26 protein-coding genes are annotated in these 24,833 nt (G+C 62.7%); 14 read left to right on the top strand and 12 right to left on the bottom strand.

Features of this window, described 5'->3' with window-relative positions; all coding sequences use genetic code 11:
* Positions 1-110 precede the first annotated feature (110 nt).
* On the top strand, positions 111-365 hold the full coding sequence (locus AC4CWH_RS11605) for a type II toxin-antitoxin system Phd/YefM family antitoxin (protein WP_491318860.1): 255 nt from the start codon (positions 111-113) through the stop codon (positions 363-365).
* Entirely contained in the window at positions 362-787 is a 426-nt protein-coding gene (locus AC4CWH_RS11600; RefSeq protein WP_491318859.1) for a hypothetical protein, read from the top strand. Before AC4CWH_RS11605 ends, AC4CWH_RS11600 begins: the two co-directional genes overlap by 4 nt.
* 72 nt (positions 788-859) lie before the next feature.
* On the opposite strand, the gene AC4CWH_RS11595 is transcribed toward AC4CWH_RS11600, so the two are convergent.
* From AC4CWH_RS11595 to AC4CWH_RS11575, 5 genes are all read right to left on the bottom strand, one after another.
* The gene (locus AC4CWH_RS11595) at positions 860-2,083 is read right to left on the bottom strand and encodes a DUF1501 domain-containing protein (RefSeq protein ID WP_491318858.1); all 1,224 of its coding nucleotides are present in this window, start codon (positions 2,081-2,083) and stop codon (positions 860-862) included.
* Positions 2,084-2,085: 2 nt separating this feature from the next.
* Positions 2,086-3,720, bottom strand: coding sequence for a DUF1800 domain-containing protein (locus AC4CWH_RS11590; RefSeq protein WP_491318857.1), 1,635 nt, complete (start codon positions 3,718-3,720; stop codon positions 2,086-2,088).
* A gap of 76 nt (positions 3,721-3,796) precedes the next feature.
* The gene (locus AC4CWH_RS11585) at positions 3,797-4,246 is read right to left on the bottom strand and encodes a periplasmic heavy metal sensor (RefSeq protein WP_491318856.1); all 450 of its coding nucleotides are present in this window, start codon (positions 4,244-4,246) and stop codon (positions 3,797-3,799) included.
* The gene (locus AC4CWH_RS11580) at positions 4,243-4,737 is read right to left on the bottom strand and encodes a hypothetical protein (RefSeq protein WP_491318855.1); all 495 of its coding nucleotides are present in this window, start codon (positions 4,735-4,737) and stop codon (positions 4,243-4,245) included. The genes AC4CWH_RS11585 and AC4CWH_RS11580 overlap by 4 nt, the downstream gene beginning before the upstream one ends.
* On the bottom strand, positions 4,727-5,278 hold the full coding sequence (locus AC4CWH_RS11575; RefSeq protein ID WP_491318854.1) for an RNA polymerase sigma factor: 552 nt from the start codon (positions 5,276-5,278) through the stop codon (positions 4,727-4,729). Before AC4CWH_RS11575 ends, AC4CWH_RS11580 begins: the two co-directional genes overlap by 11 nt.
* A 269-nt stretch (positions 5,279-5,547) precedes the next feature.
* Between AC4CWH_RS11575 and AC4CWH_RS11570 the strand changes: the two genes are divergently transcribed.
* Both AC4CWH_RS11570 and AC4CWH_RS11565 read left to right on the top strand, forming a co-directional pair.
* Entirely contained in the window at positions 5,548-5,769 is a 222-nt protein-coding gene (locus tag AC4CWH_RS11570; RefSeq protein WP_491318853.1) for a ribbon-helix-helix domain-containing protein, read from the top strand.
* Positions 5,763-6,128, top strand: coding sequence for a type II toxin-antitoxin system VapC family toxin (locus AC4CWH_RS11565; RefSeq protein ID WP_491318852.1), 366 nt, complete (start codon positions 5,763-5,765; stop codon positions 6,126-6,128). Before AC4CWH_RS11570 ends, AC4CWH_RS11565 begins: the two co-directional genes overlap by 7 nt.
* Before the next feature lie 3 nt (positions 6,129-6,131).
* On the opposite strand, the gene betA is transcribed toward AC4CWH_RS11565, so the two are convergent.
* On the bottom strand, positions 6,132-7,787 hold the full coding sequence (gene betA / locus AC4CWH_RS11560) for a choline dehydrogenase (protein WP_491318851.1): 1,656 nt from the start codon (positions 7,785-7,787) through the stop codon (positions 6,132-6,134).
* Positions 7,788-7,882: 95 nt separating this feature from the next.
* Here betA and AC4CWH_RS11555 point away from each other — a divergent pair, with 95 nt between their 5' ends.
* Both AC4CWH_RS11555 and AC4CWH_RS11550 read left to right on the top strand, forming a co-directional pair.
* Positions 7,883-8,128 carry a type II toxin-antitoxin system RelE family toxin gene (locus AC4CWH_RS11555; protein WP_491282171.1) on the top strand — a complete coding sequence of 82 codons (246 nt, stop codon included), beginning with the start codon at positions 7,883-7,885 and terminating at the stop codon, positions 8,126-8,128.
* Positions 8,129-8,134: 6 nt separating this feature from the next.
* The gene (locus AC4CWH_RS11550) at positions 8,135-8,485 is read left to right on the top strand and encodes a helix-turn-helix domain-containing protein (protein ID WP_491282170.1); all 351 of its coding nucleotides are present in this window, start codon (positions 8,135-8,137) and stop codon (positions 8,483-8,485) included.
* Positions 8,486-8,801: 316 nt separating this feature from the next.
* Here AC4CWH_RS11550 and betB read toward each other — a convergent pair whose 3' ends face one another.
* Both betB and betI read right to left on the bottom strand, forming a co-directional pair.
* Complete coding sequence (gene betB, locus AC4CWH_RS11545) at positions 8,802-10,265, bottom strand: betaine-aldehyde dehydrogenase (RefSeq protein WP_491318850.1); 1,464 nt, start codon at positions 10,263-10,265, stop codon at positions 8,802-8,804.
* On the bottom strand, positions 10,262-10,873 hold the full coding sequence (betI, locus tag AC4CWH_RS11540) for a transcriptional regulator BetI (protein WP_491318849.1): 612 nt from the start codon (positions 10,871-10,873) through the stop codon (positions 10,262-10,264). Before betI ends, betB begins: the two co-directional genes overlap by 4 nt.
* Before the next feature lie 230 nt (positions 10,874-11,103).
* On the opposite strand from betI, the gene AC4CWH_RS11535 reads away from it, so the two are divergent.
* Together AC4CWH_RS11535 and AC4CWH_RS11530 are read left to right on the top strand one after the other, a co-directional pair.
* Entirely contained in the window at positions 11,104-12,906 is a 1,803-nt protein-coding gene (locus AC4CWH_RS11535; RefSeq protein ID WP_491318848.1) for a bifunctional diguanylate cyclase/phosphodiesterase, read from the top strand.
* Between the two features lie 84 nt (positions 12,907-12,990).
* Positions 12,991-13,992: an NAD(P)H-quinone oxidoreductase gene (locus AC4CWH_RS11530; protein ID WP_491318847.1), complete on the top strand. Its 1,002-nt coding sequence runs from the start codon at positions 12,991-12,993 to the stop codon at positions 13,990-13,992.
* A gap of 314 nt (positions 13,993-14,306) precedes the next feature.
* On the opposite strand, the gene AC4CWH_RS11525 is transcribed toward AC4CWH_RS11530, so the two are convergent.
* Positions 14,307-15,044 carry a DUF3750 domain-containing protein gene (locus AC4CWH_RS11525; protein ID WP_491318846.1) on the bottom strand — a complete coding sequence of 246 codons (738 nt, stop codon included), beginning with the start codon at positions 15,042-15,044 and terminating at the stop codon, positions 14,307-14,309.
* 172 nt (positions 15,045-15,216) lie between these two features.
* Here AC4CWH_RS11525 and AC4CWH_RS11520 point away from each other — a divergent pair, with 172 nt between their 5' ends.
* The gene (locus AC4CWH_RS11520; RefSeq protein ID WP_491318845.1) at positions 15,217-16,224 is read left to right on the top strand and encodes an asparaginase; all 1,008 of its coding nucleotides are present in this window, start codon (positions 15,217-15,219) and stop codon (positions 16,222-16,224) included.
* Between the two features lie 271 nt (positions 16,225-16,495).
* Here AC4CWH_RS11520 and AC4CWH_RS11515 read toward each other — a convergent pair whose 3' ends face one another.
* Positions 16,496-16,984 carry a hypothetical protein gene (locus AC4CWH_RS11515; protein ID WP_491318844.1) on the bottom strand — a complete coding sequence of 163 codons (489 nt, stop codon included), beginning with the start codon at positions 16,982-16,984 and terminating at the stop codon, positions 16,496-16,498.
* 300 nt (positions 16,985-17,284) lie between these two features.
* On the opposite strand from AC4CWH_RS11515, the gene AC4CWH_RS11510 reads away from it, so the two are divergent.
* The 3 genes from AC4CWH_RS11510 (at position 17,285) to AC4CWH_RS11500 (ending at position 19,991) form a co-directional block, all read left to right on the top strand.
* Positions 17,285-17,908, top strand: a complete 624-nt coding sequence (locus AC4CWH_RS11510; protein WP_491318843.1) for a glutathione S-transferase family protein — start codon at positions 17,285-17,287, stop codon at positions 17,906-17,908.
* A gap of 340 nt (positions 17,909-18,248) precedes the next feature.
* Positions 18,249-19,172: a LysR substrate-binding domain-containing protein gene (locus AC4CWH_RS11505; protein ID WP_491318842.1), complete on the top strand. Its 924-nt coding sequence runs from the start codon at positions 18,249-18,251 to the stop codon at positions 19,170-19,172.
* Positions 19,173-19,346: 174 nt separating this feature from the next.
* Positions 19,347-19,991: a DUF2087 domain-containing protein gene (locus AC4CWH_RS11500; protein WP_491318841.1), complete on the top strand. Its 645-nt coding sequence runs from the start codon at positions 19,347-19,349 to the stop codon at positions 19,989-19,991.
* On the opposite strand, the gene AC4CWH_RS11495 is transcribed toward AC4CWH_RS11500, so the two are convergent.
* Positions 19,939-20,604, bottom strand: coding sequence for a glutathione S-transferase family protein (locus tag AC4CWH_RS11495; protein ID WP_491318840.1), 666 nt, complete (start codon positions 20,602-20,604; stop codon positions 19,939-19,941). The two genes, AC4CWH_RS11500 and AC4CWH_RS11495, sit on opposite strands and share 53 nt — an antisense overlap.
* A gap of 492 nt (positions 20,605-21,096) precedes the next feature.
* Between AC4CWH_RS11495 and AC4CWH_RS11490 the strand changes: the two genes are divergently transcribed.
* On the top strand, positions 21,097-22,623 hold the full coding sequence (locus AC4CWH_RS11490; protein WP_491318839.1) for a diguanylate cyclase: 1,527 nt from the start codon (positions 21,097-21,099) through the stop codon (positions 22,621-22,623).
* Positions 22,624-22,670: 47 nt separating this feature from the next.
* Here the strand turns inward: AC4CWH_RS11490 and AC4CWH_RS11485 are convergent, their stop codons facing one another.
* A complete protein-coding gene (locus AC4CWH_RS11485) occupies positions 22,671-23,210 on the bottom strand; it encodes a MarR family winged helix-turn-helix transcriptional regulator (protein ID WP_491318838.1) in 540 nt (179 codons plus the stop codon).
* Positions 23,211-23,326: 116 nt separating this feature from the next.
* On the opposite strand from AC4CWH_RS11485, the gene AC4CWH_RS11480 reads away from it, so the two are divergent.
* Positions 23,327-24,832, top strand: coding sequence for an MDR family MFS transporter (locus tag AC4CWH_RS11480; protein WP_491318837.1), 1,506 nt, complete (start codon positions 23,327-23,329; stop codon positions 24,830-24,832).
* Position 24,833: the final 1 nt, after the last annotated feature.

Raw genomic sequence — 24,833 nt, 5'->3', positions numbered from 1 at the left:
CTCCCCGGGGGAGAAGGGATGTTGCCGCAGCGGAGGCGGCTCTCTCATCCTCTCGTCCTTGACGTGCGCTTGTAAAATGCGTATTTTACAAAAAAAGAGATGGATGGGTCATGGCGCAGGCTTTGAAAGTTTCGGCCACGGAATTTGCCCGCAAGTTCACCACGTTCAGGGAGCAGGTGCAGACGGCGGGCGTGATCGAGATCACGGCGCACAATCGCACCATCGGCGCCTTCCTGTCTGCGGCTGAACTCGAGCATTATCAGGATATGAAGAAGCGCGAACGCGAGGTTATCCGCGCAAGCGAGATCGATGACGACACCATGGCGCTGATCATGGGTGCCGAATACGGCAAAGCAGCCGAGTGAATTATCCGGTCCCGGTTCCCGGCCTTGTCATCCGCTACAACTATCTTTGGGATCAGGAAAAAGTCGAAGGGCGCACTGTCGGGCTCAAGGACAGGCCCTGCGCCATCATCCTCTATCATTCAAAGAGCCAGGACACGATCGTCGTCCCCATCACCCATTCGCCTCCCGAACCCGGCGAGGAGGAGCTTTCCGTCGAGGTTCCTGCGGAACTCCGGGGCCAGCTTGGTCTGGATGACGAGATTAACTGGGTGCGCGTGAGTGAGGTCAACCGGTTCGTGTGGCCCGGCATTCATCTGCGCCCGTTGCCGTCTGACCCGAACCGCTTCGATTACGGCATGATCCCTGCGGATTTTTTCGAAACGATCAAGGCCCGGCTTCATCAGGCCATGATGAAGGGGCGCATTCCCTCGACGCGACGCTGAACCGGTTGAGGTTGACGACGCGAGCGGCTGCCGGTCTCGGGGCAGGGGGTGAGACCGGCAGCACGTCTCCCGTCAGACGATCAGCCCCTTCATCGGCTGAACGGCTTGCGAGCCGGGGAAAACGACGTCGGCGAGGTGGCCGGCGCTGGCGCCCAGGAGATCGACGGCCATGCCCTTCACCACCGCGCGGATATCGGTGGTGGCGGCGAGATCGCGGGCTTCGAAGAGCTGGCTGTCCTTCAGGCCCGGCCAGTCGGTGATGACGCGGCCGCCGGCCACCGCCCCGCCGGCCAGAAACGCCGTGGTGCCGGTGCCGTGGTCGGTGCCTTCGGTGCCGTTGATGCGGGCGGTGCGGCCAAATTCGGTGGCGACTACAATGGCGGTATCCTTCCACACCGGGCCCAGTTCCTCGCGGAAGGCGGCGAGCGAATTATCAAGGCCCGACAGGAGTTTCGCCAGCCGCTCCGTCTCCTGCGCATGGGTGTCCCAGCCCTCGAAGGCAAGCGCTGCGACGCGCGGGCCATCCGGTTGCGCCAGAAGCCTTGCGGCACCACGCGCCATCTGCTCCATGCCATTCGGATCACCCGGCCCGCCGCGCGCCTTCACATCAAGGCCCGAGGCGATCTTGCCGGTCTCGATGCCTTCCTTCAGCAGTTCCGACAACAGCGGATCGGTCTTGCCGTAGAGATCGACGAGACGGGGGGCAAGATCGCCGTCGGCTGCCTTCAGCACCGAAGGCGCCCAGCCGAGCACCGGTGCCTTGCCGCGGATGACCAGAGGCGCATTGGCACCGATCGACAGGCCGCGCACCCGCTCGGATGCGCCGGGGGCGATCTTTTCGCCCTCCGGCAGGCCTTCCAGCAGGCGGTTCAGCCAGCCGGTTTCCACATGGCCTGGGGTCGAATAGCCCGATTCCAGCACGTCCTGCCCGTCAAAATGCGAGCGTTCGCGATAGGCGGTGGCGCTGGCATGGACGACGGCTGCCTCTTTCGCCAGAAACATCTTCTGGAATTTCGGCATCGAGGGATGAAGCCCGAAAAAGCCGTCGAGCGGCAGCGCCGGGTTGTCGCCATCCAGCCGCATCGCGATCTGCTGGCGAAGGCTTGCATAATTTGGATCGCCAATCGGCGGCACGGCGGTCAGCCCATCCAGCGCGCCGCGCAGGATGATGGTGACGAAGCGCGGATCGCGCCCGCCGGCCGCATGGGCAAAACGCGGCATGAAGGCCCAGGCAAACAGCGCGCCGGAAGCGCCAAGCACGGCGCGGCGGGTGGGGTTCAAATTTTCGCACATCATGATCAGGCCCTCTGGAATTCGGGGGAAAGGAAGGCGATGGAAAGCCCCTGCGGGCGCGTTTCCGCTCGCGAGATCGCCTGCAGCGTGTCATCGGAGAGGAGCGGCCCGAACCGGTCGCCGGCAAAGGCGCGCGGATCGACAGCCCCCGGCACCTGCCCGGCAAACAGGCTTGCCGCATCGATGCGGGTGGCAAGGCCTTCGGACGAGGCCCAGGCGTCGCTCACATCCGAAAAACCGTTCGGCCCGGAGGGGTTCCACAAAGGTTGGCCGAGAGCGTTCAGCACCGAAATCACCTGCTGCGGTTTGGGCTTGATGCCGGTGGTGCGCAGCACGGCCGTCACATATTGCAGCGGCGTGCGAATTTTGGTGAGCTGCGGGTTCCACGCCTCCTCGGCATCGACAAGCGCCATATAGACCGCAGAGAGATCGCCGCCGGTCTTGGTATAGGCGGCGGCAAGCTTTGCCACGAGCGCCGGCGGCGGCACGTCGGCCACGAAATGGCGCACCAGTTTTGTGGCGAGATGGCGGGCGGTGGCGGGGTGGCGGGCAAGATCGCGGAGCACTGAGCGCCCCTGTTCCTCGCCGCCTTCCGCGTAGGTTATGCCCATCACCGCATGGTCGCCCGGTTCATGCGCGTATGTATTAAAGACGAACGTGCCTTGCGGCCCCGGCTTTTTCTCATCGCGAAACACCGTCCAGCCGGTGATGATGCGGGCAAGCGAGGTGACATCCGCCTGGCTATAACCGCTGCCGACGCCGAGCGTGTGCAGTTCCATGATTTCGCGGGCGAGGTTTTCGTTGAGGCCGCGCTTGCCGTTCTTGTTGGCGGGAGAATTGGGGCCGATGGACTGGCGGTTATCGAGGAAAACCAGCATGGCCGGATGGGTTTCCACCGCCACCAGCATGTCCTCGAAACGGCCGAACACATGCGGGCGGATGGCCTCGCGCTCGAAACAGCCGGCGAGGATGTGCACCTCGCCGCCCTTGGACGTGGCAATCGAGAAGTGATTGGCCCAGAACTGCGCAAGCCGCTCGCCAAAGCCGATCAGCGGCTGGTGAATGGTGCCGTTGAAGCGCGCGTCCGCCTCCGCCAGAAGGATCTGCTGCGGCAGATAGGGACGTTTTGAGGCGCTGTCGGCCTGTTGTGCGGCGGGTTTTGTCGCGCCGCCATCCGGCATTTTCTGGCCCGCAGCATTGCCGGGGGCCATTCCGCCCGCGCCCATTCCACTTGAACCCATGCCACTTGCGCCCATCTCCGCGCCGCCCATTCCATTGCCGCCGCCTTGCATGCCGGAAGCTGCCGGTTTGGCCGGGGCAGAGGGTGGGGTCGATCCGGCGCCTGCCATGGCAGTTCCGGCTGTTGCCATGGCGGCATCGCCGGGCTTTGCGGAAACCTGTGTCGGCTGCGGGCGCTCGCGCTCGGCCTTCACCTGCTCGTTGTAGTCGTATAGCGAGATCAGCAGGTCTGCATGGGAGCGCAGGTCCGCACCGACAGGGGTCGGCACCGCCTGTTCGACTATTTCCTGCCGCAGCAGATCACGCGGGTCTGCCTTGATGGCGTTTATGCTGCCCTCTTGCGCGCCGAGCCCGAAACGCCAGAGGGCAAGCGCTGCATCGATATCCCTGGGATTGGCCATGATGGAACCGAACTCCGTTGTGTTATCGGTTCTTCAACGGGGGCAGGGGCAACAATCCGTCGGTTTTCAAATGTGATCATTTCGTGGCGGGGCGCGGGGCCTCGCGCTGCACCAGTCCGTCAGCCAGACGGCGGCGCTCATCGAGCGAAAGATTTTGGGCAAATTCCACCGCGCGCTTTTCGGTGGCGGCACGCACGGCCATTTCCGCATCGCGCGCCCGCTCCAGCGCATCCGACAGCGCCTGTGCATCGAGAACCGGCTTGCCCATCAGGGCGGCCGCCTCGACACGAGCCTGACGCGCTTCCTGAACCGTCAGGCGCACCTCGCGCCTTGCATCCGAGAGCGCCTTCTGGAACGCGGCGCGCACATCGCCCGGCAATTGTTCGCCGGCAAGCGGCATGCGCGACGGAGGGGCTGCATCGCGGCCGGAGAGATAAACCGCGCCGGCGCCGGCAAGCGCGCAGACAAGAAAGGTATTGGCCAGCAGAAGGCCGACAGTCAGCCGGCGAAAACTCGTCTCGTTCATTGCATCGTTCCGATCGTCACGTCATTGTCGCCGGACACCGTGCCGAAGGCGGTATCGGCATTGCCGGCCATTCCAATGGATATCCCGCCTGACATTCCACCATCACCAAACGGCATCGGCTGGCCGGGCATGATGACGGAAACGGCAATCGCCCCGGTCAACCCGCCGGCAAGGCCAAGGCCGACAAGACCTGCCCCCATCCACCAGGCCCGCAGCCGTTTTTGCAAGCTTGCGCGCCGGCTGGCTGCGGCAAACGCTGTGGGCGGCAGCACGCGGCCCACCAGGGCCGGCGAAGGAGACGGCGCCTGATAGTGCGACAGCAGCGCGTCCAGCCCGGCGGCCTTTTTCAGATAGACGGCCCCTTCCGGGGTGCTTGCAAACCGCGCGGCGGCGGCCCTTTTATCCAGCGGCCAGCGACGTTCTTCGGCGCCATAGGCTTCGACAAGGGCGTAAAAATCCTGTGGGCTCATAGGGGGCGTCTCAGTCTTCATCGTCTTCTCCCTTCAGGATGGCCTGCAATGCGCGCCGTCCCCGCGACAGCAGGCTTTCCAGCGCATCGACGCTCACCTGCATCACCTCGGCCGCCTCGATATTCGACATGTCCTGGTAATAGACCAGGATGATCGCCTCGCGCTGGCGCGGCGCAATGGTTTGCAGCGCGCGCTCCACCCGCCGGCTTTCCGCTTCCCGGCCCGCAACGCCGTCATCCGGCAAAGGGGCGTCATCGGCCTGCTCGGGTGGTTCAGCCACCAGCACGTCGCGGCGCTTGCGCAGCGCATCGTAACACAGGTTCAGCGCCACCCGGTGCGCCCAGGTGTCAAACCGCGCGCGCCCCTGCCGCCAGGTACCGGCCTGTTTCCAGATGCGCAAAAAGGTTTCCTGCGCCACATCTTCTGCTTCCGCCGCATCGCCCAGCATGCGGGTGGCAAGCGCCAGCAACCGCGGCAGCTTTTTTGTCACCATCGCTCGCATCGCCGCCGCATCGCCGGCAGCAACGCCTTGGACGAGATCTGCATCGGGATCGAGGGTCATCGGGGGCTGCCCGATGCCACGCGCCCGCCAATCGGACAGCCCTGCCCAGCGCGCTGGCGGGCGGACCGCAGGCAACGTGTCTCTTGCACCCGTCTCGACTGGATGGCGATCTGCATTCTCCTGCCGCGTCATGACCTCTAAGGCCCGCATCATGCCTATTGAACGCATCAAACACAAAATTCCGTCGGTGGATTTCAGGAAAAATGATGCCCTTGAGAGCGGATGCAGGATGCGTATATCATATGCTGATATATGGTATGGAGGCTGTGATGCGCACGCTCATCGATTTTGACGATACCGCGATTGCGGCTCTCGATCGCATCGCCCGCGACGAGAACGTGTCTCGCAGCGCATTGGTGCGAGAGGCCGTTACGGCACTCCTCGAAAAACGCCTGAAGCCCGATTTCGATGAAGCATTCGGCCTCTGGGCATCGGATGACGCGCGCCAGGATGGCCTGCAGTACCAGCGCGCGCTCAGGGCAGAATGGTGAAGGCGCTTTTCGACACCAATATCCTGATCGACTACCTCAATGGCATTGAGGCGGCGCGACACGAAATCGGTCTCTACGACGACCGCGCCATCAGCATGATCACCTGGATGGAGGTGATGGTGGGCGCGCCGGAGCCTCACCGCGGGGCAACCGAGGCATTCCTCGCCCGTTTTCATCTGGTGGAAATCGACCGGGCTGTTGCAGATAAAGCCGTGGCCCTGCGCCGTCAGCATCGGTTGAAACTGCCGGATGCAATCGTGTGGGCGAGCGCCCAGGTGCAGGATCGTCTGCTGGTGACCCGCGATATCAAGGACATGCCGACGGGCCATCCCAGCATTCGAATTCCCTATAGGGTCTAACCCCTACCGGTCACTCACCTGCCAGCGCGGGTTGATCCACGGTTCCTGATTGCTGCGGGGCAGGGGATCGCGGCCGAGAATGTGGTCGGCGGCCTTTTCGCCGGTCATGATCGAGGGGCCGTTGAGGTTGCCATAGGTGACGTGCGGGAAGATGGATGAGTCGGCCACGCGCAGGTTCTCCACGCCGATCACCCGGCACTGCGGATCGACCACTGCCATCGGATCATCGACACGGCCCATTTTGACCGTACCGCAGGGGTGGTAGGCGCCTTCCAGATGCTCGGCCAGAAACGCATCGATCTCTTCGTCGCTCTGCACGGTGCCGCCCGGCGCCATTTCATTTTCGCGGTAGGGGTCGAATGCTTTCTGGGCAAAGATTTCTCGGGTCACGCGCACGGCATGGCGGAATTTTACCCAGTCTTCGGGGTCGCTCATGTAGTTGAAGCGCAGCACCGGCGCGTCCTTCACATCCGGCGAGCGCAGCGTCACCGAGCCGCGCGATTTCGACATGTTGTAGCCGACATGGGCCTGGAAACCATGGCCTTCGGCAGACGACTTGCCATCATAGGAGACGGCAATTGGCAGGAAATGATACTGGATGTCAGGCCATTTGACGCCGGCGGCCGAGCGGATGAAGGCGGCGGCCTCGAACTGGTTGGATGTGCCAAGCCCGGTCTTGAAGAACAGCCATTCGGCGCCGACCACACCCTTCCAGAACCAGTTGTTCTTGGCATGCAGGGTGATCGGCAGCTTTGATTTGAACTGGTGGTAATATTCGAGATGGTCCTGCAGGTTCTGACCGACGCCCGGCCGATCTGCCACCACGGAAATTCCCATCTCCTTCAAATGCGCTGCAGGCCCGATGCCCGAGAGCATGAGGATCTTTGGCGAGTTGAAGGCGGAGGCTGCCACGATCACCTCGCGGTTTGCCCTGATGACCTCGATCTTGCCGGCGATCTCCACTTCCACGCCAACCGCGCGGCGGCCTTCCATCACCACCTTGCGGGCAAAACAGCGGATGAGACGGCAATTATCGCGTTTCAGCGCCGGCTTCAGATAGGCATTGGCGGTGGACCAGCGGCGCCCGGCAAAACTCGTCTGTTCCATCAGGCCAAAACCTTCCTGGTGGCTGCCGTTATAATCCTCTGTCACCGGAAATCCGGCCTGGCGACCAGCTTCGATGAAAGCGCTGTAGAGCGGATTTTTGGCCGCACCCCGGCGCACATGCATCGGACCGTCCGTGCCGCGCCAGCCGTCTTCTCCACCATGGGCATGTTCCATGCGCTTGAAATAGGGCAGCACATCCGCATAGGCCCAGCCCTGGGCGCCCATCTCCTCCCAGCGATTAAAATCCTCGGCATGGCCGCGCACATAGACCATGCCATTGATCGACGAGGACCCGCCGACCACTTTTCCGCGCGGGGCAATCATCCGCCGGTTGTTCAAATGCGGCTCAGGCTCCGACAGGTAACCCCAATTATAGCGGTTCATGTTCATCGGGTAGGCGAGCGCTGCGGGCATCTGCACGAAAGGCCCGATATCGGAGCCGCCGAATTCCAGCACGATGACCGTGTGCTTCCCGTCCTCCGACAGCCGGTAAGCCATGGCAGCCCCTGCGGAGCCGGAACCGATGATGACGAAATCTGCCTGCTGGGTCATGATGGGGTTCCGGTGTTTTAGTGAAACGAGTGACAGGTGTATCGCGATGCGCTATAGTTGGGCGCAGCGGTATCGCTCTGGGCGACGGTGGCGGAATGAAGGAAGTCGTGGTCAGTCGAGAAGCGGCACGCAGCCTCAATCGAATGCAGCCGAAGCGACAAGCGGCCATCTATGCAAAACTTCTGGCCTATGCGCGCGGCGAGCGGGTCGACATCAAGAAGATGAAAGACAGCCGCTACTATCGCATTCGTGTTGGCGATGACCGCGTGATTATTGACGAGCAGGGGCGGGTGATCTTCGTCATCGAGGCAGGGCCGCGCGGCGGAATTTACAAGGATTAGATTGATATGGGTGAGATCCAGAAACTGACCATTGACGGCAAGTCCTATGTTCTGCTGAGCGAGGAAGACTACGAGGATCTGGTCGATGGTCTTCACGCCGAGGCCATCATGGCCCGCATTGCCGCAGGCGAAGAAACCTGGCCGCTCGAGCTGGTCATGGAACTGTCCGAAACCGATAGCCGCATCCGCACCTACCGCACCTACCGAAAACTCTCCGTCTCCGAACTGGCCGAAGCGGCCGGCATCTCGCAGCCGTATCTGTCGGAAATCGAGAGCGGCAAGAAGACCGGTTCGGTGGATGTGCTGAAGCGCATTGCCGCGGCCCTGAAGGTCGATCTGGATGATATCGTGATGTAACAGTGGGACGAGGCTGGTCTGCGGACGTGTCCGCCGCACCGCCCCCTCACCCGGCCTCCGCTGCGCTCGGCCACCCTCTCCCCGAGGGGAGAGGGGTATCGGCGCGTGCTGCGGCACCGTTCCCCTTCTCCCCAGCGGGGAGAAGGTGCCCGAAGGGCGGATGAGGGGGGCGTCGGTGTGCGTGGTCAGCAGGCTGTAGCCTGTCGCGCGCCGGGTGGCGCCTTGGTGCGCACGCGCCGTCAGCCGGACGCTGCCCCCCCCTTGTGGGGGAGATGTCCGGCAGGACAGAAGGGGCATTCCGGCGCTCCCCGTCATCTCAATACGGCGCCTCGCAGGGTCCCATGCCGACATAGACCGTCTTCAGCTCCGAATAATGCTCCAGCGCTGCGGCCGAATTCTCGCGGCCGAAGCCGGATTGTTTGGAGCCGCCGAAGGGGATTTCCACCGGGCAGAGATTGTAGGTGTTGATCCACAGCGTGCCCGCTTCCAGCTGGTCCACCACGCGGTGGGCGCGGGTGATGTCGCGGGTGAAGACGCCGGCGGAGAGGCCGAAGTCGGTGGCGTTGGCCCGCGCAATACCTTCCTCTTCGGTCTCGAAATCCAGCACGCACATGACAGGCCCAAAAATTTCCTCGCGGGCGATGGTCATCTCGTCGGTCACATCGGCAAACACGGTCGGCTGGATGTAAAAACCTTCGCCGGAGACGGTGTTGGGAATGCCACCGCCGCAGATCAGCGTGGCACCTTCCGCCTTGCCTTTCTCGATATAGGAAAGAACCTTTTCGCGCTGGGCAAAGGAAACGAGCGGCCCCATCTGGGTCGCCTCGTCCTGCGGGTCGCCGATCACGATGGCTTCGGTGCGCTCTTTGAGGCGCGCCAGAAATTTGTCACGCAGCCCCTTTTGCACGAAGACGCGGGTGCCGTTGGAGCAGACCTGGCCGGAGGAATAGAAATTGCCGAGCATGGCACCGGAAATGGCGCTTTCCAGATCCGCATCGTCGAACACGAGGATCGGTGACTTGCCGCCAAGCTCCATCGTCACATGCTTCAGCTGGGCTGCAGCCGCACCCGCCACCTTGCGCCCCGTCGGCACAGAGCCGGTGAGCGACACCTTGGCGACGTCCTTGTGGTTCACCAGCAGAGGCCCCGTATCGCGATCACCCTGGATCACGTTGAAGACGCCCTTCGGCAGGCCGGCCTCGATGAGGATTTCGGCAATTTTTAGCGCGCCGAGCGGCGTGACTTCCGAGGGCTTGAACACCATGGCATTGCCGGCGGCAAGCGCAGGCGCTGCCTTCCAGCAGGCGATCTGCTGCGGATAGTTCCAGGCGCCGATGCCGACGACGACGCCGAGGGCCACACGTTTCGTATAGGCCCAGTCGCTGCCAAGCGGGATCTGGCTGCCGTTCAGCGCCGTTGCAATGATGCCGCCGAAGAATTCGAGGCTGTCGGCGCCGGAGGAGGGGTCGGCGACGATCGTTTCCTGGATCGGCTTGCCGGTGTCGAGCGTTTCCAGCTCGGACAGTTCACGGTTGCGTTCGCGGATCAGGTCGGCGGCCTTTTTCAGCACGCGGCCGCGCTGGGCGGGGCTGAAGGCGGCCCATTCCTTTTGCGCCCGCTTGGCGGAGGCGACGGCCTGTTCCACGATGGCAGGCGTTGCCGCATGCAGGCGTGCGATCACCTCGCCGGTTGCCGGATAGATGCTCTCGATCACCGTGCCGGCGGTATCCTCGACATAAACCCCGTCGATGAAGTGGGAGGCGTGCGGTTGGGCTTTCATGTCCTGTCTCCAGACGGTGAACGGGTGTTTCGGGTATCAAGCTGACCGCTGACATAATCCTCCACCAGTGTGACGGAGGTATCGATGGAGAGCGTCGCGGTGCGCAGGCTGCGGCGAATGTAGAGCCCGTCGATCAGGGCGGCGGCCCCTTCGGCGATGCGTTGGGCCTCGGCCCGGCCGCAGAGCGGCGTGAGGCCCGAGAGAAGGTTGGAGTGCAGACGGCGCGCATAAAGCACCAGCAGATGGCGTACCTCTTCGGAGCGTTGCGCCTCGGAATAAAAGGCCAGCCAGGCGGCCACGACGTCAGGGGCAAACTGATCGGCATCGAAGGAGACGCGGATGACCGCTGACACCCGTTCCCGGGGCGTGGCTGCGTGCGAAAGTGCTGCAACCGCATCGGCCTTCAGCTGGCGCAAAAGCGTGCGGATGGTGGCGATCAGCAATTGCTGCTTGCTGCCAAAATAATGATGCGCAAGCGCTGCCGAAACGCCGGCCTCGCGGGCGATCTCCGACATCGTCACATCGAGCGAGCCTTGGCTGCCAATGGTGCGCAAGGCCGCTTCCACCAGCGCCTTGCGGCGCACCGGTTCCATTCCAAGCTTGGGCATTTTTGTCTCCTGAAGGCAGGAGTATATTTTTGATTGACTGATCAATCAATAAAAATCTGCCTGCCGGGACCGTCGCTACGGACGTCGGCGATACGTCACCGGAAAGAAGAGAGGGACAGAAAGTGTTTAACTGTCATGAAACATTCATCTGGCGGCAAGACTTCGTTGACGGGTGGCAAGTGATTGTCTGTCGTATTTTTTCATTTGCTTCCGGGCAACGGGGATCGTTTATGTCGAGCGTTGTCACGCTGGAAGACACTGTATTGAGACGTTACGCCAACGATCAGCTTTTGCCGCTCTCCAAGCTGGTGCTGGAAAATGCTTTCCAGCCGATCGTGGAGCTGTCGACAGGTCGGGTCTTCGGTTATGAAACCCTGATGCGTGGCCATGAGCGGCTGGGCTTTGCCTCTCCGCTCGATCTTCTGGATACGGCCGCCGGGTCCGATCAGTTGCTCGGCCTTGAACAGATGATGGCAAGCCGGGCGCTGGCGAAATTTGCCACTTTGCCGGATTTTGCCCACAATACGCTGTTCATCAACCTGGATGGCCGCCTCATCCGCGAAGGCGAGCAGGTCATCGAAAAGCTGGTTCAGCATCTGCGCAAGGCCGGCATTCCGCCATCGTCCATCTGTTTTGAACTGTCGGAACGGTTTGATAATACCAGCGCGCCGGAATTTCCGGCCCTCATCACCACCATGCGCAAATCCGGCTTCAAGCTCGCCATCGACGATTTCGGCGTCGGCCATGCGGAAATGAAGCTGCTGTGTGATTTCCCGGTGGATTACCTGAAGATCGACCGGCACTTCATCAGCGAACTCGATACCAGCCCGCGCAAGCGTCATCTGGTCCGCAACATCGTCAACATCGCCCATGTGCTCGGCGTGCGGGTCATTGCGGAAGGGGTGGAGACGGAGGCGGAATGCCTTGCCTGCCGGGAATTTGGCGTGGATCTCGTGCAGGGCTGGTTCATCGCGCGCCCGACGACGTTTCTCAGCGAATTGCAGCCGTCCTTTCCCCATCTTGTCGATCTCGGGCGCGGGCGTCGCTCCAGCCAGTCGCTCGATGAAATCCTCATCCGCAAGCAGATCGAGATGCTGCCGACGGTTTATGAAAACGAAAGCGTCGACACGGTGTTCGAGCTGTTTCGCGCCAATCCCCGCCAGGCCTTCTTTCCGGTGCTGAATGCCAATGGCGAGCCGCGCGGCATCATCAGCGAATACCATCTGAAGGAATATATCTACCGCCCCTTCGGCCGCGACCTCCTGAAGAACAAGATCTACGAGCGCTCCATCTCGCATTTCGTTGAGGGCGCGCCGATCGTTGGCCTCGATGCCAATGCCGAGCGGCTGATGAACATTTTTGCCAACATGGATGGCAGTGATTGCGTCATCCTCACCGAAAACATGCGTTATGCCGGCATCGTGTCGGCGGCATCGCTGATCAAGGTCATCAACGAAAAACAGTTGAAGGTGGCGCAGGACCAGAACCCGCTCACCAGCCTTCCCGGCAACCGCGCCATCCGCGATTTCATGCAGGAAGTGGGCCGCGACGACGACCAGACGCGTTTCTTCTGTTACTGCGATTTCGACCACTTCAAGCCGTTCAACGATCATTACGGTTTTCAGATGGGCGATCACGCCATCTCGCTGTTTGCCGCGCTGATGAAGCGGTATTTCTTTTCGGAAGGCGATTTCCTCGGCCATGTCGGCGGCGATGATTTCTTCATCGGCCTGTCGGATTGGACACGCGAGGACCTCTCGGAAATTCTTGCCCGCCTGCTGTCGGATTTCCATGACGACGTGGTGGAGCTTTATTCCATCGAAGATCGAGCCGCCGGCAGCATTCGCGGCCATGATCGCAGCGGCACCGAGCGGGATTTTCCGCTGCTGCGCTGCTCCATCGGCGTGGTGGAACTGCCGCAAGGCCTGCTGCTGGATGATGTCGGGCGCATCAGCACCGCGATTGCGCAGGTGAAGGCGCAGGCGAAGGATTGCGAGGAGGGTCTGGTGTTTGCCACCTTCGGCGCCGGCTGAGGCTTGCCCCCCGCGTCAGCGCGCCGCCTTTTCAAGCCGCCATCGCTGTCCTACATCAGGGGACCGAACGAAGAGGATTTCCTGATGACACTTCCCGCCACCATGCGTCATGTCGACCTGCCGTCCTTCGGAGCGCCTGACGTGATGACCTTTGCGACCGGCCCGGTGCCGCATCCGCGCGCCGGCGAAATCCTCGTCAAGGTGGAGGCGGCCGGCGTCAACCGTCCTGATGTCGCGCAGCGCCAGGGCGCCTATCCGCCGCCGAAGGATGCAAGCCCGATCCTCGGCCTTGAGGTTGCCGGCACGGTGGCAGCGCTTGGCGAAGGTGTTACGGATTTTGCGGTGGGCGATCAGGTCTGCGGGCTGGCGAATGGCGGCGGTTATGCCGAATATGCCGTCATTCCGGCAGGGCAGGCGCTTGCCTTTCCCAAGGGGTATGATGCGGTGAAGGCGGCGGCCGTGCCCGAAACCTTCTTCACTGTCTGGGCAAACCTCTTCCAGATGGCAGGGCTGACCGAGGGCGAAAGCGTGCTGATCCACGGCGGCTCCTCTGGCATCGGCACCACCGCCATCCAGCTTGCCCATGCCTTTGGCGCGACGGTCTATACGACGGCGGGCTCTGCGGACAAATGCGCGGCTTGCGAAAAGCTCGGCGCGACAAAAGCCATCAACTACAAGACGGAGGACTTTGTCTCCGTCGTGAAGGAGGCAACCGGCGGGGCGGGGGTCGATGTCATCCTCGACATGATCGGCGCTTCCTACCTGGAAAAGAATCTTCAATCCCTTGCCAAGGACGGCTGCCTGTCGATCATTGCCTTCCTTGGCGGCGCGGTCGCCGAAAAGATCAATCTGTCGCCGATCATGGTGAAGCGCCTGACGGTGACCGGGTCCACCATGCGCCCGCGCACGGCCGAGGAAAAACGCGCCATCCGCGACGATCTCCTGTCGCATGTCTGGCCGCTTCTGGAAGCGGGAACCGTTGCCCCCGTCATCCACGCCGTCCTGCCCTTCGATGACGTGGTGGAAGCTCACCGCCTGATGGAAAGCAGCAGCCATATCGGCAAGATCGTGCTGAAGCTCGGATAAGGCGGCCGGGCAGGGGACGAGGATCCGGTAACGGCCTTTCGAACTTTGTCATATAACGTGCCTTGCATAAGCGCCTGATCGCGCCTACCTTCTTCTCAACAGCAACGTAACGAAAGGAAGGTGATCCAATGTCGAGTGAGATTTCGGTCTGCAAGTCGGACAATGGAAAGGTTACGGTTTTGACGGGGCAGCCCTCTGCCTGACCAACACTTTCCTCGGGGTCTGGCAGCCTGTCTGTCGTCCCGGTCTGGTGATACAGACCAAACTCATGGAAGGGTCGCGAAAGCGGCCCTTTTCCTTTTTTGCGCTTTCTTTCAGATGCCGATCCGCCCGATGGCGGGGATCTTGATGCCGGGGCGGGCAAGATCGAGACCTGCGACAAGACCCAGAAAATGCACCTCAAAGCCGCTTCGAACGCCGGCTGATATGCCGATGAGGCCGCGCAGCGTCACATGCACGTCCCGCCAATCATCATCGACATGCAGAAATTCGCCGTCCGGCAGGTAATCACGCCCCACCGCATGCGGCGGCAGCACCGCGCCAAGTTCCGGCACGCAGCGCAGCACGAAGGCCACGAACGTGTTGGAATTCGGCCCCGGCCAGATCGTGTAGCCGCCCGGCTCGGCGTAAGGGTAGGCGGAAATGGCGCTCTCCACCTTCGGGATCAAAGATTCCGCCTCTCTGCCCGTGATCGCCACCACCTGCTGCGGCCGGTTGGAATACCAGAAGGCATCGGCGGCGCGATGGTTGCGGCGGATCGGGTTGCCCCAGCCCACCTTGTCATAGCGGGTATAGGTCTTTGCGCCCTTGTCCTTCGTCACGATCCAGGCATGGCTTGCAACGGAGCCCTTTAGGCCGCCGGTTGCCGCGGAAAACACGTAAATGGCGGCGTCTTCATCGGCCTCCGGTTTGGGTAAAATGCCCGCCGAGCCCCAGTTTGCCTCGCTCCAGCGGGCAGGGCGGTCCTGCAGCGCCCACCAGCCGGCAGCGGCAAAGGTCGGCAGCAGGTAGATTACCAGAATGGCCAGAGCCAACCGTTTTACAGCCTTCATCTCATGCGTTTCCGTGTCTGTTTGCCGCTGATTACCGTAAGGCTCGAAAACCTGCCGGCATCTGCGGCGCCTTCCGTCAGGCGGGGTCTGTCTCGCACGCGGCCATATCGTTTTGCGCGGCCTGCGTTATCGCGCTATGACCGCAACAAAACAGCAACTTCAGGGCACTCCCATGCAAAATCCCGTTACCGTCGAAGTCACCCGCGGCAATCGTGTCGAAAGCCGTCATCGCGGCATCGCTGTGGTGGTGGATGGCGCCGGCAAAACCCTGTTCTCGCTCGGCGATGTCGATCAGCCGGTGTTTCCGCGCTCCGCCTGCAAGGCCATGCAGGCGCTGCCGCTGATCGAAAGCGGGGCTGCCGATGCCTTTGGCCTCTCGGCGTCGGAACTGGCACTTTCCTGTTCCTCCCATTCCGGCGAGGAGGCGCATGTGGCAACGGCAGCCGGCATGCTGAAAAAGGCCGGCCATGATCTCTCCGTGCTGGAATGTGGTGCCCATTGGTCCTCCGACCAGCAGACGCTGATCCGTCAGGCCCGCACGCTGGATGCGCCGACCGCCTTGCACAACAATTGCTCGGGCAAACATTCCGGCTTCATCTGCGCTTGCGTGCAATCCGGGTTCGATCCGAAGGGTTATGTCGGTTACGATCATCCGCTGCAGGCCGAAATCCGCGCCGTGATGACGGATCTGACAGGTGCTGCCCTTGGCACCGACAATTGCGGTACGGACGGCTGCTCGATTCCGACTTATGCCGTGCCGCTGAAGGGGCTTGCGCATGGTTTTGCCAAGATGCTGACGGGCGAGGGAATTTCCGCCGCCCGCGCGCAGGCCTCGCGCCGGCTGATGGACGCCTGCATGGCAGAACCGTTTTATGTCGCCGGCACCAAACGCGCCTGCACGCGCCTCATGCAGGTGGCGCCTGGAAAAATCTTTGCCAAGACCGGCGCCGAGGGCGTTTTCGTGGCAGCCCTTCCGGACCAGGGCGTGGCGATTGCCGTCAAATGCGAGGACGGCACGACAAGGGCCGCCGAAGCCATGATCTATGCGCTCATTGCCCGCCAGTTCGAGCCGGGCAGCGAGATCCGCGACACGCTGATGGGCATGGCCAACCGTTCGATGAAGAACTGGAACGGAATTCACGTGGGGGATATCCAGGTGACCGACGCGCTGTTTGCGTGAGGGTTTTTGCGCGGGGCTGTGCCGTGCGGCCCCCTCATCCGGCTGCCGCCACCTTCTCCCCGAGGGGAGAAGGGGTGTGCCGGACGGTCTCACTTAAGAGACACGGTGCTCATAAGGCATCACGGATGCCGTTCAGGGCGTCGCGAGCGCCGACCATCTTGATGTTTGGCAGAGGCGTGAGCCGCATCCCCCTTCTCCCCCGCGGGGAGAAGGTGCCGGCAGGCGGATGAGGGGGGCCCGGACGCCGGGCATTCATTACCCCCCAAAAAACTCAGATCGTTTCCCCGATCCTTGCCGTCCCGGTCTGCCCGTTGTCGCGGATCCATTTCAGCGTGGTGGCGCCGGTCTTGTAGAGTTCAAAACACATCGGCGCGCCCTTGTACCAGGTGGTGAACTGCTGGCAGAGACGGTCCCCGCGGATCCACCATTTGCCCGTATCGTTGGGCTTTGCCAGCCGCCCGAGGCCGACGGCCTCGCCGGAGCCATCCACCGTGCCGGAGCGGCGATAGTTGAGCGGAAACTCGCCGCCCAGCGGGGCTGCCAGATAGATGCGCTTGCCAACGATCAGCCGCTGGATGTCGTGATCGGAAAAACGCTCGCCTTCGGCACGCGCCGGCAGGGCAAGGGCCGCGAAAAATGCCAGCGCCAGCGCAAGCGCCAGGGGAAGTGCCCCGGCTATGATCCGGTCTCCGGTCATCGCGGTCGCATCGAGCGCCAGCAGGGTGGCATTTGCAGCGGCATGGGGTCGGTCGGGGATCATCCTCTCCTCCTGTGGTCCGTTCATCGTCCGGTTGAAGCCCTTACGCCGCAATGGCGTTGCCGGATCACGTTCGCCACTTTGGACTGCCCCCCGCAACGTCCATGGCGCGGACATCAGCACAAAGGCCATTTGTGCGGCCGTCCGTGACACCCCCGTCAAGGCGCGCTGCGCATGCTTGATCGATGAAGTCCGTGTCTGCTGCGGGTGTTCAAGGCGCCAAAGCGCTTGCCTCCAACCGCCGACCTTTTTATCATCGCCGTCCCGAAGCCTTTCCGCAGGGCTGACCTCAAGGAACCCGTCATGATCACGCTTTTCTTTTCGCCCGGCGCCTGTTCGCTGGCCACCCATATCGCCCTGATCGAAGCAGGGCTCGAGTATCGGCTGTCGCGGGTGAACCTTGCCGAGAACCAGCAGAATTCGCCGGAGTTCAAGAGGCTCAATCCCAAGGGGCGGGTGCCGGCACTTGCCGTTGCCGAGGGCACGCTCAGCGAAAACCCGGCTATCCTTCTTTACATCGCGCAGATGGCGCCGGAGAAGAAGCTGGCGCCGCTCGATGATCCGTTCAAGCTGGCGCAGATGCAGGCCTTCAACAGCTTCATCGCCTCCACCGTACATGTCGCCCATGCCCATGGCCGTCGCGCCAGCCGCTGGGCCGACGAGCCGACCTCGATCGAGGACATGAAGCGCAAGGTGCCCGCCACCATGCGCGACTGTTTTCGCCTGATCGAGGATGGCATGCTGGCCGGCCCCTTTGTGCTGGGCGAAGATTTTTCCGTCGCAGACATCTACCTCTTCGTCATGGAAAGCTGGTTGAAGGGTGATGGCGTCGAGATCGCCGAATTCCCGCGCGTGGCCGATCATTATGCCCTGATGTCGGCCCGCCCGGCGGTCATCAAGGCTCTGGCCGACGAAGCGGCTGCCTGATCAGGCAGGGCTTCGGCTGTACAGCGGGCGGTGGGCCAGAAAAACCTGCCGCCGGCTGTTGCGGCTGATGGAGCGGATCGGCCAAGGGCAGGTCCGCCAGCATACGCGCATCCATGGCGCAAAGGGCAGGGTGCAAGAGCGGATCATGTCCGCAAAGAGCAAGGTCCGGTTGTCGCGCCCAGTCGAGCGCCTGCGTCAGCGCCCGGCGAGTGGCGCTCCAGAAAAACTTGAAGATGATCATGGGATGCCTCAAGGGTCGGTGAGACTGAGAGCCATCCTATCGGGGATACGCGTCCTTGCGTCCATTGATTGTTTCTGCAGTCGCCTATAGAAAATCTTCATGCAGAACCTCAACCGAGTTCATCTGAATGGCTTGCGGGCGCTGGAAAGCGTTGCCCGCCTCGGCTCGATGCAGGCGGCGGCCGGCGAACTTGGTGTCTCAGTCGGTGCCATCAGCCAGCAGGTGATCAAGGCCGAAGCGCAGCTTGGCCGGCAGGTCTTTGTTCGTACCTCCCGCGGGCTGGTGCTTGCGCCCGGGGCCGAACCGCTGATCGCGCGGCTGCGGGATGGTTTTGCCGCCCTGTCGGAGGCTGTCGCCATCGGGCGCGAAACGGATGACACGCTGCTGACCGTGACGGTGGCGCCGGTTTTTGCCTCCCGCTTCATCCTGCCGCGGCTTGACCGGTTTGCGGCGCTTTACCCGGATATTCGCCTGCGGCTCGATGCGACGTCGCAGCTTGCCGATTTCTCCCGCGACGATGTCGATGTCGGGGTGCGCATCGGGCGGGGTGACTGGCCGGGTGTCACAGCCGATCTTCTGCTGCCGCAGATGGTGTTTCCCGTCTGTGCGCCAACCCTCGCCAAAGGCCTGAAGGAGCCGGCAGACCTCCTGAAACTGCCGATCCTGATGGACGGCCAGGCGATGTTCTCCTGGGATCTTTGGCTCGGTGAAGCAGGCCTTTCCGAGTGCCGGGTGACGCCACGCCATGTGTTCAGCGAGGCCTCGCTCTGCCTTGAAGCGGCCATTGCCGGACAGGGCGTCATGCTCGCCTGGCATCTGCTGGCGCTGGCGGCGGTGCGGCAGAACTGCCTTGTCGTGCCTTTCCGGCAGCGCGCCTCGACGGGAATGGGCCATTACCTCGTCACACGCGCCGGCGCGCGGCGACCGCACAAGGTACGCGTCTTCGAAGGCTGGCTGCGCCAGGAACTGTCGGACGCCATGGCCGACTGGGCCGTGATTGACGCAGAGGCCGCCGCCTTGTAAAACAACCGCGCCAAGGGTCGGCAGTTCACCCAGGCGTCACCGCTTGTCGCAGAGTCAAGTGCTAAACCTGCCGCGATATGTTTTCCCAGAACGCATGAGGTTTATCCCCGCGTGCCGGGTCGGAAAGACGGTGACCACCGACAGTTTGATCGGCACGATATCGAGGATGAAACGATGTCGAAGACTACGCTTTCCATCACCGTGCCGGATGTTTCGGCGCTGGCGAAAACCATTCGGCGTGCGCTTGATGACGGTGAAGACCGCAAGCCCGGCCATGTGGAACTCTTGAACATTCTGGCGCGCGGCGCCGGCTTTCGCAATTTCCAGCACCTGAAAGCCTCACAAGGGGCCGAGATGCGCCTTGCCGCACCCGCGCCACAGCCTCTGGCCGAGGCCGAGCCCGTCGATCACCGGCGCATCGAACAGGTGCTGCGGTGTTTTGACGATGACGGCGTGCTGACGCGCTGGCCAAAAAAGACGCAGCAGCAGAAACTGGCGCTCTGGTGGTGCTGGTCGTTGATGCCGGCCCGCCGTGAACTGCCGGAACCCGAGGTGAACGAGATTCTGAAGCGGCAAAACGGCTTTGGCGATCATGTGCTGATGCGCCGCGAAATGATCGACTGGGGCATGATGAGCCGCTCGACCGATTGCAGGCTCTACCGGCGAACGGAGTGCCGTCCGCCGGCCAACGCCCTTGTCCTGATCCACCATCTGCAAGTGCGGATAAGGGCAAAGGCCACGCCCCGGATCTCGAACCGGCCGGCGTTCAGACCGGCCCCGAGGCCGGCTCCGCCAGCCGCTTCTCCCACATCGCCTTGAAGGCGGGGCGGGCCTGCGCCCGCTCCAGCCAGCTTTTCAGCGCCGGGCGTGTTTCAAACAGCGGCGCGTGCGCCTGCGCATAACGCACGATTTCGGCAAGGTTGATGTCGGCGACGGTAAAGCGGTCGCCGACAACAAAATCCTTGTCCGCGAGGTGTTTTTCGAGAACGGTGAACGACCGCTCGAGATTTGCCGCCGACTGGTCGACCACGGCGCGCGTCTCGTCCGTGGCCTCCGCCAGCGAAGCAAACGAGATCTTCAGCGCCGTCGCCTCGATTTCGGTTGCCGCAAACAGCGACCATTGCAGCATCGCCGCTTCTTCCACCAGATCCTTCGGCCCGAGGTCGCCGCCGTATTTGCGGGCGAGATAGAGGTTGATGGCAAGCGATTCGTGGACGATCACGCCATCATCGTCGATCGAGGGAATGGTGCCCATCGGGTTGATGGCAAGGAATGCCGGCGACTGCGTGTTGATGGGCGCATCGGTTTTTTTCGGATCGGCAAGCCGCTTGGCCTGCAGCACCGGAACATGGTCGAAGGCAAGCCCGATCTCGTCGGCAAGCCAGAGCGTGCGGGTGGCGCGCGAGCGATAGGCGCCATAGATTTTCAGCATGGAAAGCTCCTCATTGCAACTGCCGCCAGCCGACGCGGATCTGCGGTGAAAGCCGGGATCGGATCTCGCACGCGATGGCGGATGGGATGGTTAGAGAACCTTCTGGCCCCGGCCGCAAGACGAAAAGGGGCGCGATACCGCCTGCCGTGCGGCACGAAAATTTTCGTGACTTCCGATGGCTGCGCGGGCGAATCACCGGTGCGGTTTGCCAGCCGCTTTCCGGCTCGCGGCAGTGGCGGGGGCAGGTGCCGGAACCACGCGTCGCAACGGCCTGTCCTGATCCGGCACGGGAACCGGCGCCCTTGTCGCTGCCTGCGGGCTCGCGGGGGTCTTTGCGCAAACACGTTAAGAGAGCGTAAGCCATGCCTCCCCATTCTTTGGCAAAACCGGGAGCCTAAGACTTATTTGGGACTTCTCATGTAAACCTTTGCCGACGTGATGGCAGGTGGTTTCGGGGACCAGAGCAGGCATGCGGATCAAGGAGAATGACCGATGAACGAACCCATGGCGCAACGGGCAGCGCAGGCCATGCCTGTCGCTCCGCTCGATCCGCTGAGCCGGTATCTTGTTCAGGTCGCCACATCCGCGGATATCGATGGTCTCGACAGTACCTCTCTTTTCCAGTCGCTTGATAACAAGACCCTGTTTGACCAGTTCCCGGAATTCTTCTGTCTGAAGGATCGCCGCAGCCGCTTTGTGTTTGCCAATGCCGCAGTGCTAAAATTTGCAGGTTTCGACAACCTGTCGACGCTGCTCGGGCGCACCGAATTCGATTTTCTCGATGACGAGGCCGCCGGAGAGCGGTTCGCCTTCGAACAGCAACTGATGTCGGACGGCGAAAACAGCGAGCGCGAGGAATTGCTGCGGCTGCCGGACGGGCGGGAATTCTGGCTGTCGACCACCCGCACCTGCCTGCGCGACAGCAACGGGGCGGTTGCCGGCCTGATGGTGATGTCACGCGATATTACCGAGGCACGCCGCCACGCAGACCTGCAGCGCGGCCATGCCAGCGTTCTGGAAATGGTGGCGCGCGGAAAACCGCTGCCATTGGTGCTCGAAACGCTCTGCCAGGTGATGGAAGGCCAGCTTGAGGGCATTTCCGCCTCGGTACTGCTGCTTGACGAAACCGGCGAGTTTTTGCGCCATGGCGCCGCTCCCAGCCTGCCGATCGCCTATACCAAGCTGGTCGATGGCGTGGCGATCGGCCCGCGCGTCGGCTCCTGCGGCACCTGCGCCTGGCGCCGCGCCGCCGTCGTCGTCGAGGATATCGACACCGATCCGCTGTGGTCGGATTTCCGCGATCTCGCCGCCGTGTTTCGCCTGCGCTCCTGCTGGTCCACCCCGATCATGAGTGCCGACGGGCGGGTGCTCGGCACGTTTGCGCTTTATTCCAGCGAAATCCGCGCGCCGTCGCAGCGCGAGATCGAGATCACCGCCGTGGCGGTGGATCTCGGCGGCATCGCCATCGAGCGATCGCAGAACGAAGAGCGCATCCAGCACATGGCCTATCATGATCCGCTGACCGGCCTTCCCAACCGCACGCTGTTCTGGGCACAGTTCAGCCGCGCGCTGAACGATGCGGAGCGCGAAAGCCGCAAGATCACGGTTGCTTATGTCGATCTCGACAATTTCAAGGGGATCAATGACAGTTTTGGCCATGCCATGGGTGACGAGGTGCTGAAACAGCTGGCCGGGCGTGTGACCCAGCTGGTGCGGGCGGCCGATCTCGTGGTGCGGCTTGGCGGGGACGAGTTTGCCATCGTGTTCAGCAATGCCTATCAGAACGAGGCAAGTGTGCTGAGGCGCCTGCGCGAGATCCGCTCCATCCTGTCGCAGCCGGTGACGGTGGAGGCAACGGAAATCCCCATCACCTGCAGCATGGGCGTTGCCTTTTACCCGCAGGATGGCGATACGCCCGAAGGGCTGCTCGCCACCGCCGACCGCGCCATGTATGCCGCAAAGGCCATGGGCCGCGATGCCCTGCAGGTCAGCCGCCAGACGGATGTCGTCTTCGGCTGAGGACGTCAGGCGTTTCTGCCGGGGTCAGGACGCCTGACGGCTGATCGTCAGGATGCCGCGGCCTGCGTGTCGTCGCAGTCGGCGGGCGCGGTGCCAAGCGCCGCCTGGTAGAACCCGGTGATGAAGCGCTCGAACAGGTCGCCGAAGACGGCGCGTTCGTCCGCCGACCAGTCGGCGGTCGCTGTCTCGATGATGCTATGCTTGATGGCGCGGATTTCCCCCAGCACGGCCTCGCCTGAAGGCGTCAGCAGGATCAACGAGCGGCGCCCGTCCTCCTGCGAGGCATCGCGTTTCAGGAGACCGCGTGTCACCAGTTCCGCCACCAGCCGGCTGCCGCGCGAGGGATCGATGCGCATGGCGTCGGCAATCGCGCCGACCGTCGGCTCGCCGCCGTCCTTGCTGATGCGCTGAACCACATCGAGAATATCGAGCTGCGACAGGTCGATACCGGGGGCGGCGCGGGCAATGGCCATGCGGCCGATCACGCGCCGGCCCATCATCACCCGCATCATCGACATGCTTTGCCCGATGCGGACAAGGTCCTCGGGGGGCTCCGGTGAGGCTTTAGGGGCGTGATCCTGTGTCATGGTGTTGTCGTATAGCAGATGCCTGCTTTCATTCAAGCACATGCAGTTCACAAAAATCTGCCGTTGACAATTATATGCTAAAGGCACATGAATTTGCGAAACATCAGGATCGCCCCATGGATATGCCGTTGAACGCCCCGCAACCGCTCGTCACCGACAAGCGCCTGCGGTTGACCCTCTTCCTTTTTCTCATGACGGCCATGTTCATGGCGACGCTGGACAACCAGATCGTCTCGACGGCGCTGCCCACCATTGTCGGTGAATTCGGCGCGTTCGAGCGTTTCGGCTGGGTGGGCTCTGCCTTCCTGCTCGCCACCAGTGCGGTCATGCCGGTCTATGGCAAGCTGGGCGACCTTTTTGGCCGCAAATATGTGATGATTGCCGCCGTCACCATCTTCACCATCGGGTCTGCGCTTTGCGGTTTTGCCTGGTCGATGAACTCGCTGATTGCCGCGCGCGTGTTTCAGGGGCTTGGCGGCGGCGGCATCATGGTGTCGATCTTTGCCGTCAATGCCGATCTCTTCGAGCCGCGTGAGCGCGCCCGCTACCAGAGTTATTCCAGCCTCGTCATCATGGCCTCGGGCAGTGTCGGGCCGCTCATCGGCGGCACCATGAGTGATCTGTTCGGCTGGCGTTCGATCTTTCTGATCAATCTGCCAATCGGGCTTTTCGTGCTGGCCGGTCTCATCTTCCTGTTGCCCAACCGCCGGCCGGCCCGCCAGCCGAAGATCGATTACCTCGGCGCCGTGCTTCTGGCGCTTGCCAGCACCACGGTCGTCCTGCTGACCGACGGTATCTCGTTGTTCGGCTCGCTCGTCTCCTGGCAGAGCCTGACGGTGCTGGTGATCGGCGTCGCCTCGGTCATCGCCTGGATCCTCGTCGAACGCCGCGCGCCCGAACCGATCATTCCGCTGCGCCTGTTCAAGGACAGCACGTTTTCGCTCTTCCTCATCGTGTCGCTGACGACCGGCGGCGTGGCGATCGGCATGGTCAACTATTTTGCGCTGTTCCTGCAGACCACGGGTGGCCTGTCGCCGACCCATGCCGGCCTGTTCTTCATTGCCGTCACCGGCGGCATCGTCATCGGCTCGCTCTCGGCCGGCCGCCTGATTTCCAGAACCGGACGTTACAAGCCGTTCTGCGTCGCGGGTCTGGTGCTGAATGTTCTGGCGCTGGTCATCTTTTCCCAGCTTTCCGGCACGACGCCGCTCTGGGTGGTGGCCGTGGTCATGCTGTTGCAGGGGCTGGCTGTCGGCCTTGGCCAGCAGGCACCTGTCATCGGCGTGCAGAATTCCGCGCCGCGCGCCGATATCGGCTCTGCGACGGGTGCCGTCACGCTGACGCGCATGGGGGGAGCAGCGATTGCGATTTCCGTCTATGGCGCCGTCATCTCCGCCTTCATGGCGGGCGTCACGGTGCCCGGCATCGAGGATGTCAGCCGGCTGACGCCGGACCAGCTTTCCGGCCTGCCGGACGCGGCCCGCCTAGCGATTGCCACCGCCTATGGCCATGCCTTCGAGCCGATGTTCCTGACGGCGGCAGGTTTTGCAACCGTCGGCCTCATCGCCGCCATCATGCTGAAGCCGGTGCGGCTGCCGACCGCCGAGGTGAAACGCGCCTGAT

The organism is Neorhizobium sp. PAMB6716 (assembly GCF_058242805.1).
This window is presented reverse-complemented; position numbering and strand designations above follow the sequence as displayed.

Coding starts and splice junctions, on each gene's coding strand:
- betI (WP_491318849.1), bottom strand. CDS start 10,873: ATGCCCAAGCTTGGAATGGAACCGGTGCGCCGCAAGGCGCTGGTGGAA.
- betB (WP_491318850.1), bottom strand. CDS start 10,265: ATGAAAGCCCAACCGCACGCCTCCCACTTCATCGACGGGGTTTATGTC.
- AC4CWH_RS11480 (WP_491318837.1), top strand. CDS start 23,327: ATGGATATGCCGTTGAACGCCCCGCAACCGCTCGTCACCGACAAGCGC.
- AC4CWH_RS11500 (WP_491318841.1), top strand. CDS start 19,347: ATGTCGAAGACTACGCTTTCCATCACCGTGCCGGATGTTTCGGCGCTG.
- AC4CWH_RS11575 (WP_491318854.1), bottom strand. CDS start 5,278: ATGACCCTCGATCCCGATGCAGATCTCGTCCAAGGCGTTGCTGCCGGC.
- AC4CWH_RS11510 (WP_491318843.1), top strand. CDS start 17,285: ATGATCACGCTTTTCTTTTCGCCCGGCGCCTGTTCGCTGGCCACCCAT.
- AC4CWH_RS11530 (WP_491318847.1), top strand. CDS start 12,991: ATGACACTTCCCGCCACCATGCGTCATGTCGACCTGCCGTCCTTCGGA.
- AC4CWH_RS11555 (WP_491282171.1), top strand. CDS start 7,883: ATGAAGGAAGTCGTGGTCAGTCGAGAAGCGGCACGCAGCCTCAATCGA.
- AC4CWH_RS11570 (WP_491318853.1), top strand. CDS start 5,548: ATGCGCACGCTCATCGATTTTGACGATACCGCGATTGCGGCTCTCGAT.
- AC4CWH_RS11605 (WP_491318860.1), top strand. CDS start 111: ATGGCGCAGGCTTTGAAAGTTTCGGCCACGGAATTTGCCCGCAAGTTC.
- AC4CWH_RS11520 (WP_491318845.1), top strand. CDS start 15,217: ATGCAAAATCCCGTTACCGTCGAAGTCACCCGCGGCAATCGTGTCGAA.
- AC4CWH_RS11515 (WP_491318844.1), bottom strand. CDS start 16,984: ATGATCCCCGACCGACCCCATGCCGCTGCAAATGCCACCCTGCTGGCG.
- AC4CWH_RS11590 (WP_491318857.1), bottom strand. CDS start 3,720: ATGGCCAATCCCAGGGATATCGATGCAGCGCTTGCCCTCTGGCGTTTC.
- AC4CWH_RS11565 (WP_491318852.1), top strand. CDS start 5,763: ATGGTGAAGGCGCTTTTCGACACCAATATCCTGATCGACTACCTCAAT.
- AC4CWH_RS11505 (WP_491318842.1), top strand. CDS start 18,249: ATGCAGAACCTCAACCGAGTTCATCTGAATGGCTTGCGGGCGCTGGAA.
- AC4CWH_RS11550 (WP_491282170.1), top strand. CDS start 8,135: ATGGGTGAGATCCAGAAACTGACCATTGACGGCAAGTCCTATGTTCTG.
- AC4CWH_RS11495 (WP_491318840.1), bottom strand. CDS start 20,604: ATGCTGAAAATCTATGGCGCCTATCGCTCGCGCGCCACCCGCACGCTC.
- AC4CWH_RS11580 (WP_491318855.1), bottom strand. CDS start 4,737: ATGAAGACTGAGACGCCCCCTATGAGCCCACAGGATTTTTACGCCCTT.
- AC4CWH_RS11535 (WP_491318848.1), top strand. CDS start 11,104: ATGTCGAGCGTTGTCACGCTGGAAGACACTGTATTGAGACGTTACGCC.
- AC4CWH_RS11595 (WP_491318858.1), bottom strand. CDS start 2,083: ATGATGTGCGAAAATTTGAACCCCACCCGCCGCGCCGTGCTTGGCGCT.
- AC4CWH_RS11585 (WP_491318856.1), bottom strand. CDS start 4,246: ATGAACGAGACGAGTTTTCGCCGGCTGACTGTCGGCCTTCTGCTGGCC.
- AC4CWH_RS11490 (WP_491318839.1), top strand. CDS start 21,097: ATGAACGAACCCATGGCGCAACGGGCAGCGCAGGCCATGCCTGTCGCT.
- AC4CWH_RS11485 (WP_491318838.1), bottom strand. CDS start 23,210: ATGACACAGGATCACGCCCCTAAAGCCTCACCGGAGCCCCCCGAGGAC.
- AC4CWH_RS11525 (WP_491318846.1), bottom strand. CDS start 15,044: ATGAAGGCTGTAAAACGGTTGGCTCTGGCCATTCTGGTAATCTACCTG.
- betA (WP_491318851.1), bottom strand. CDS start 7,787: ATGACCCAGCAGGCAGATTTCGTCATCATCGGTTCCGGCTCCGCAGGG.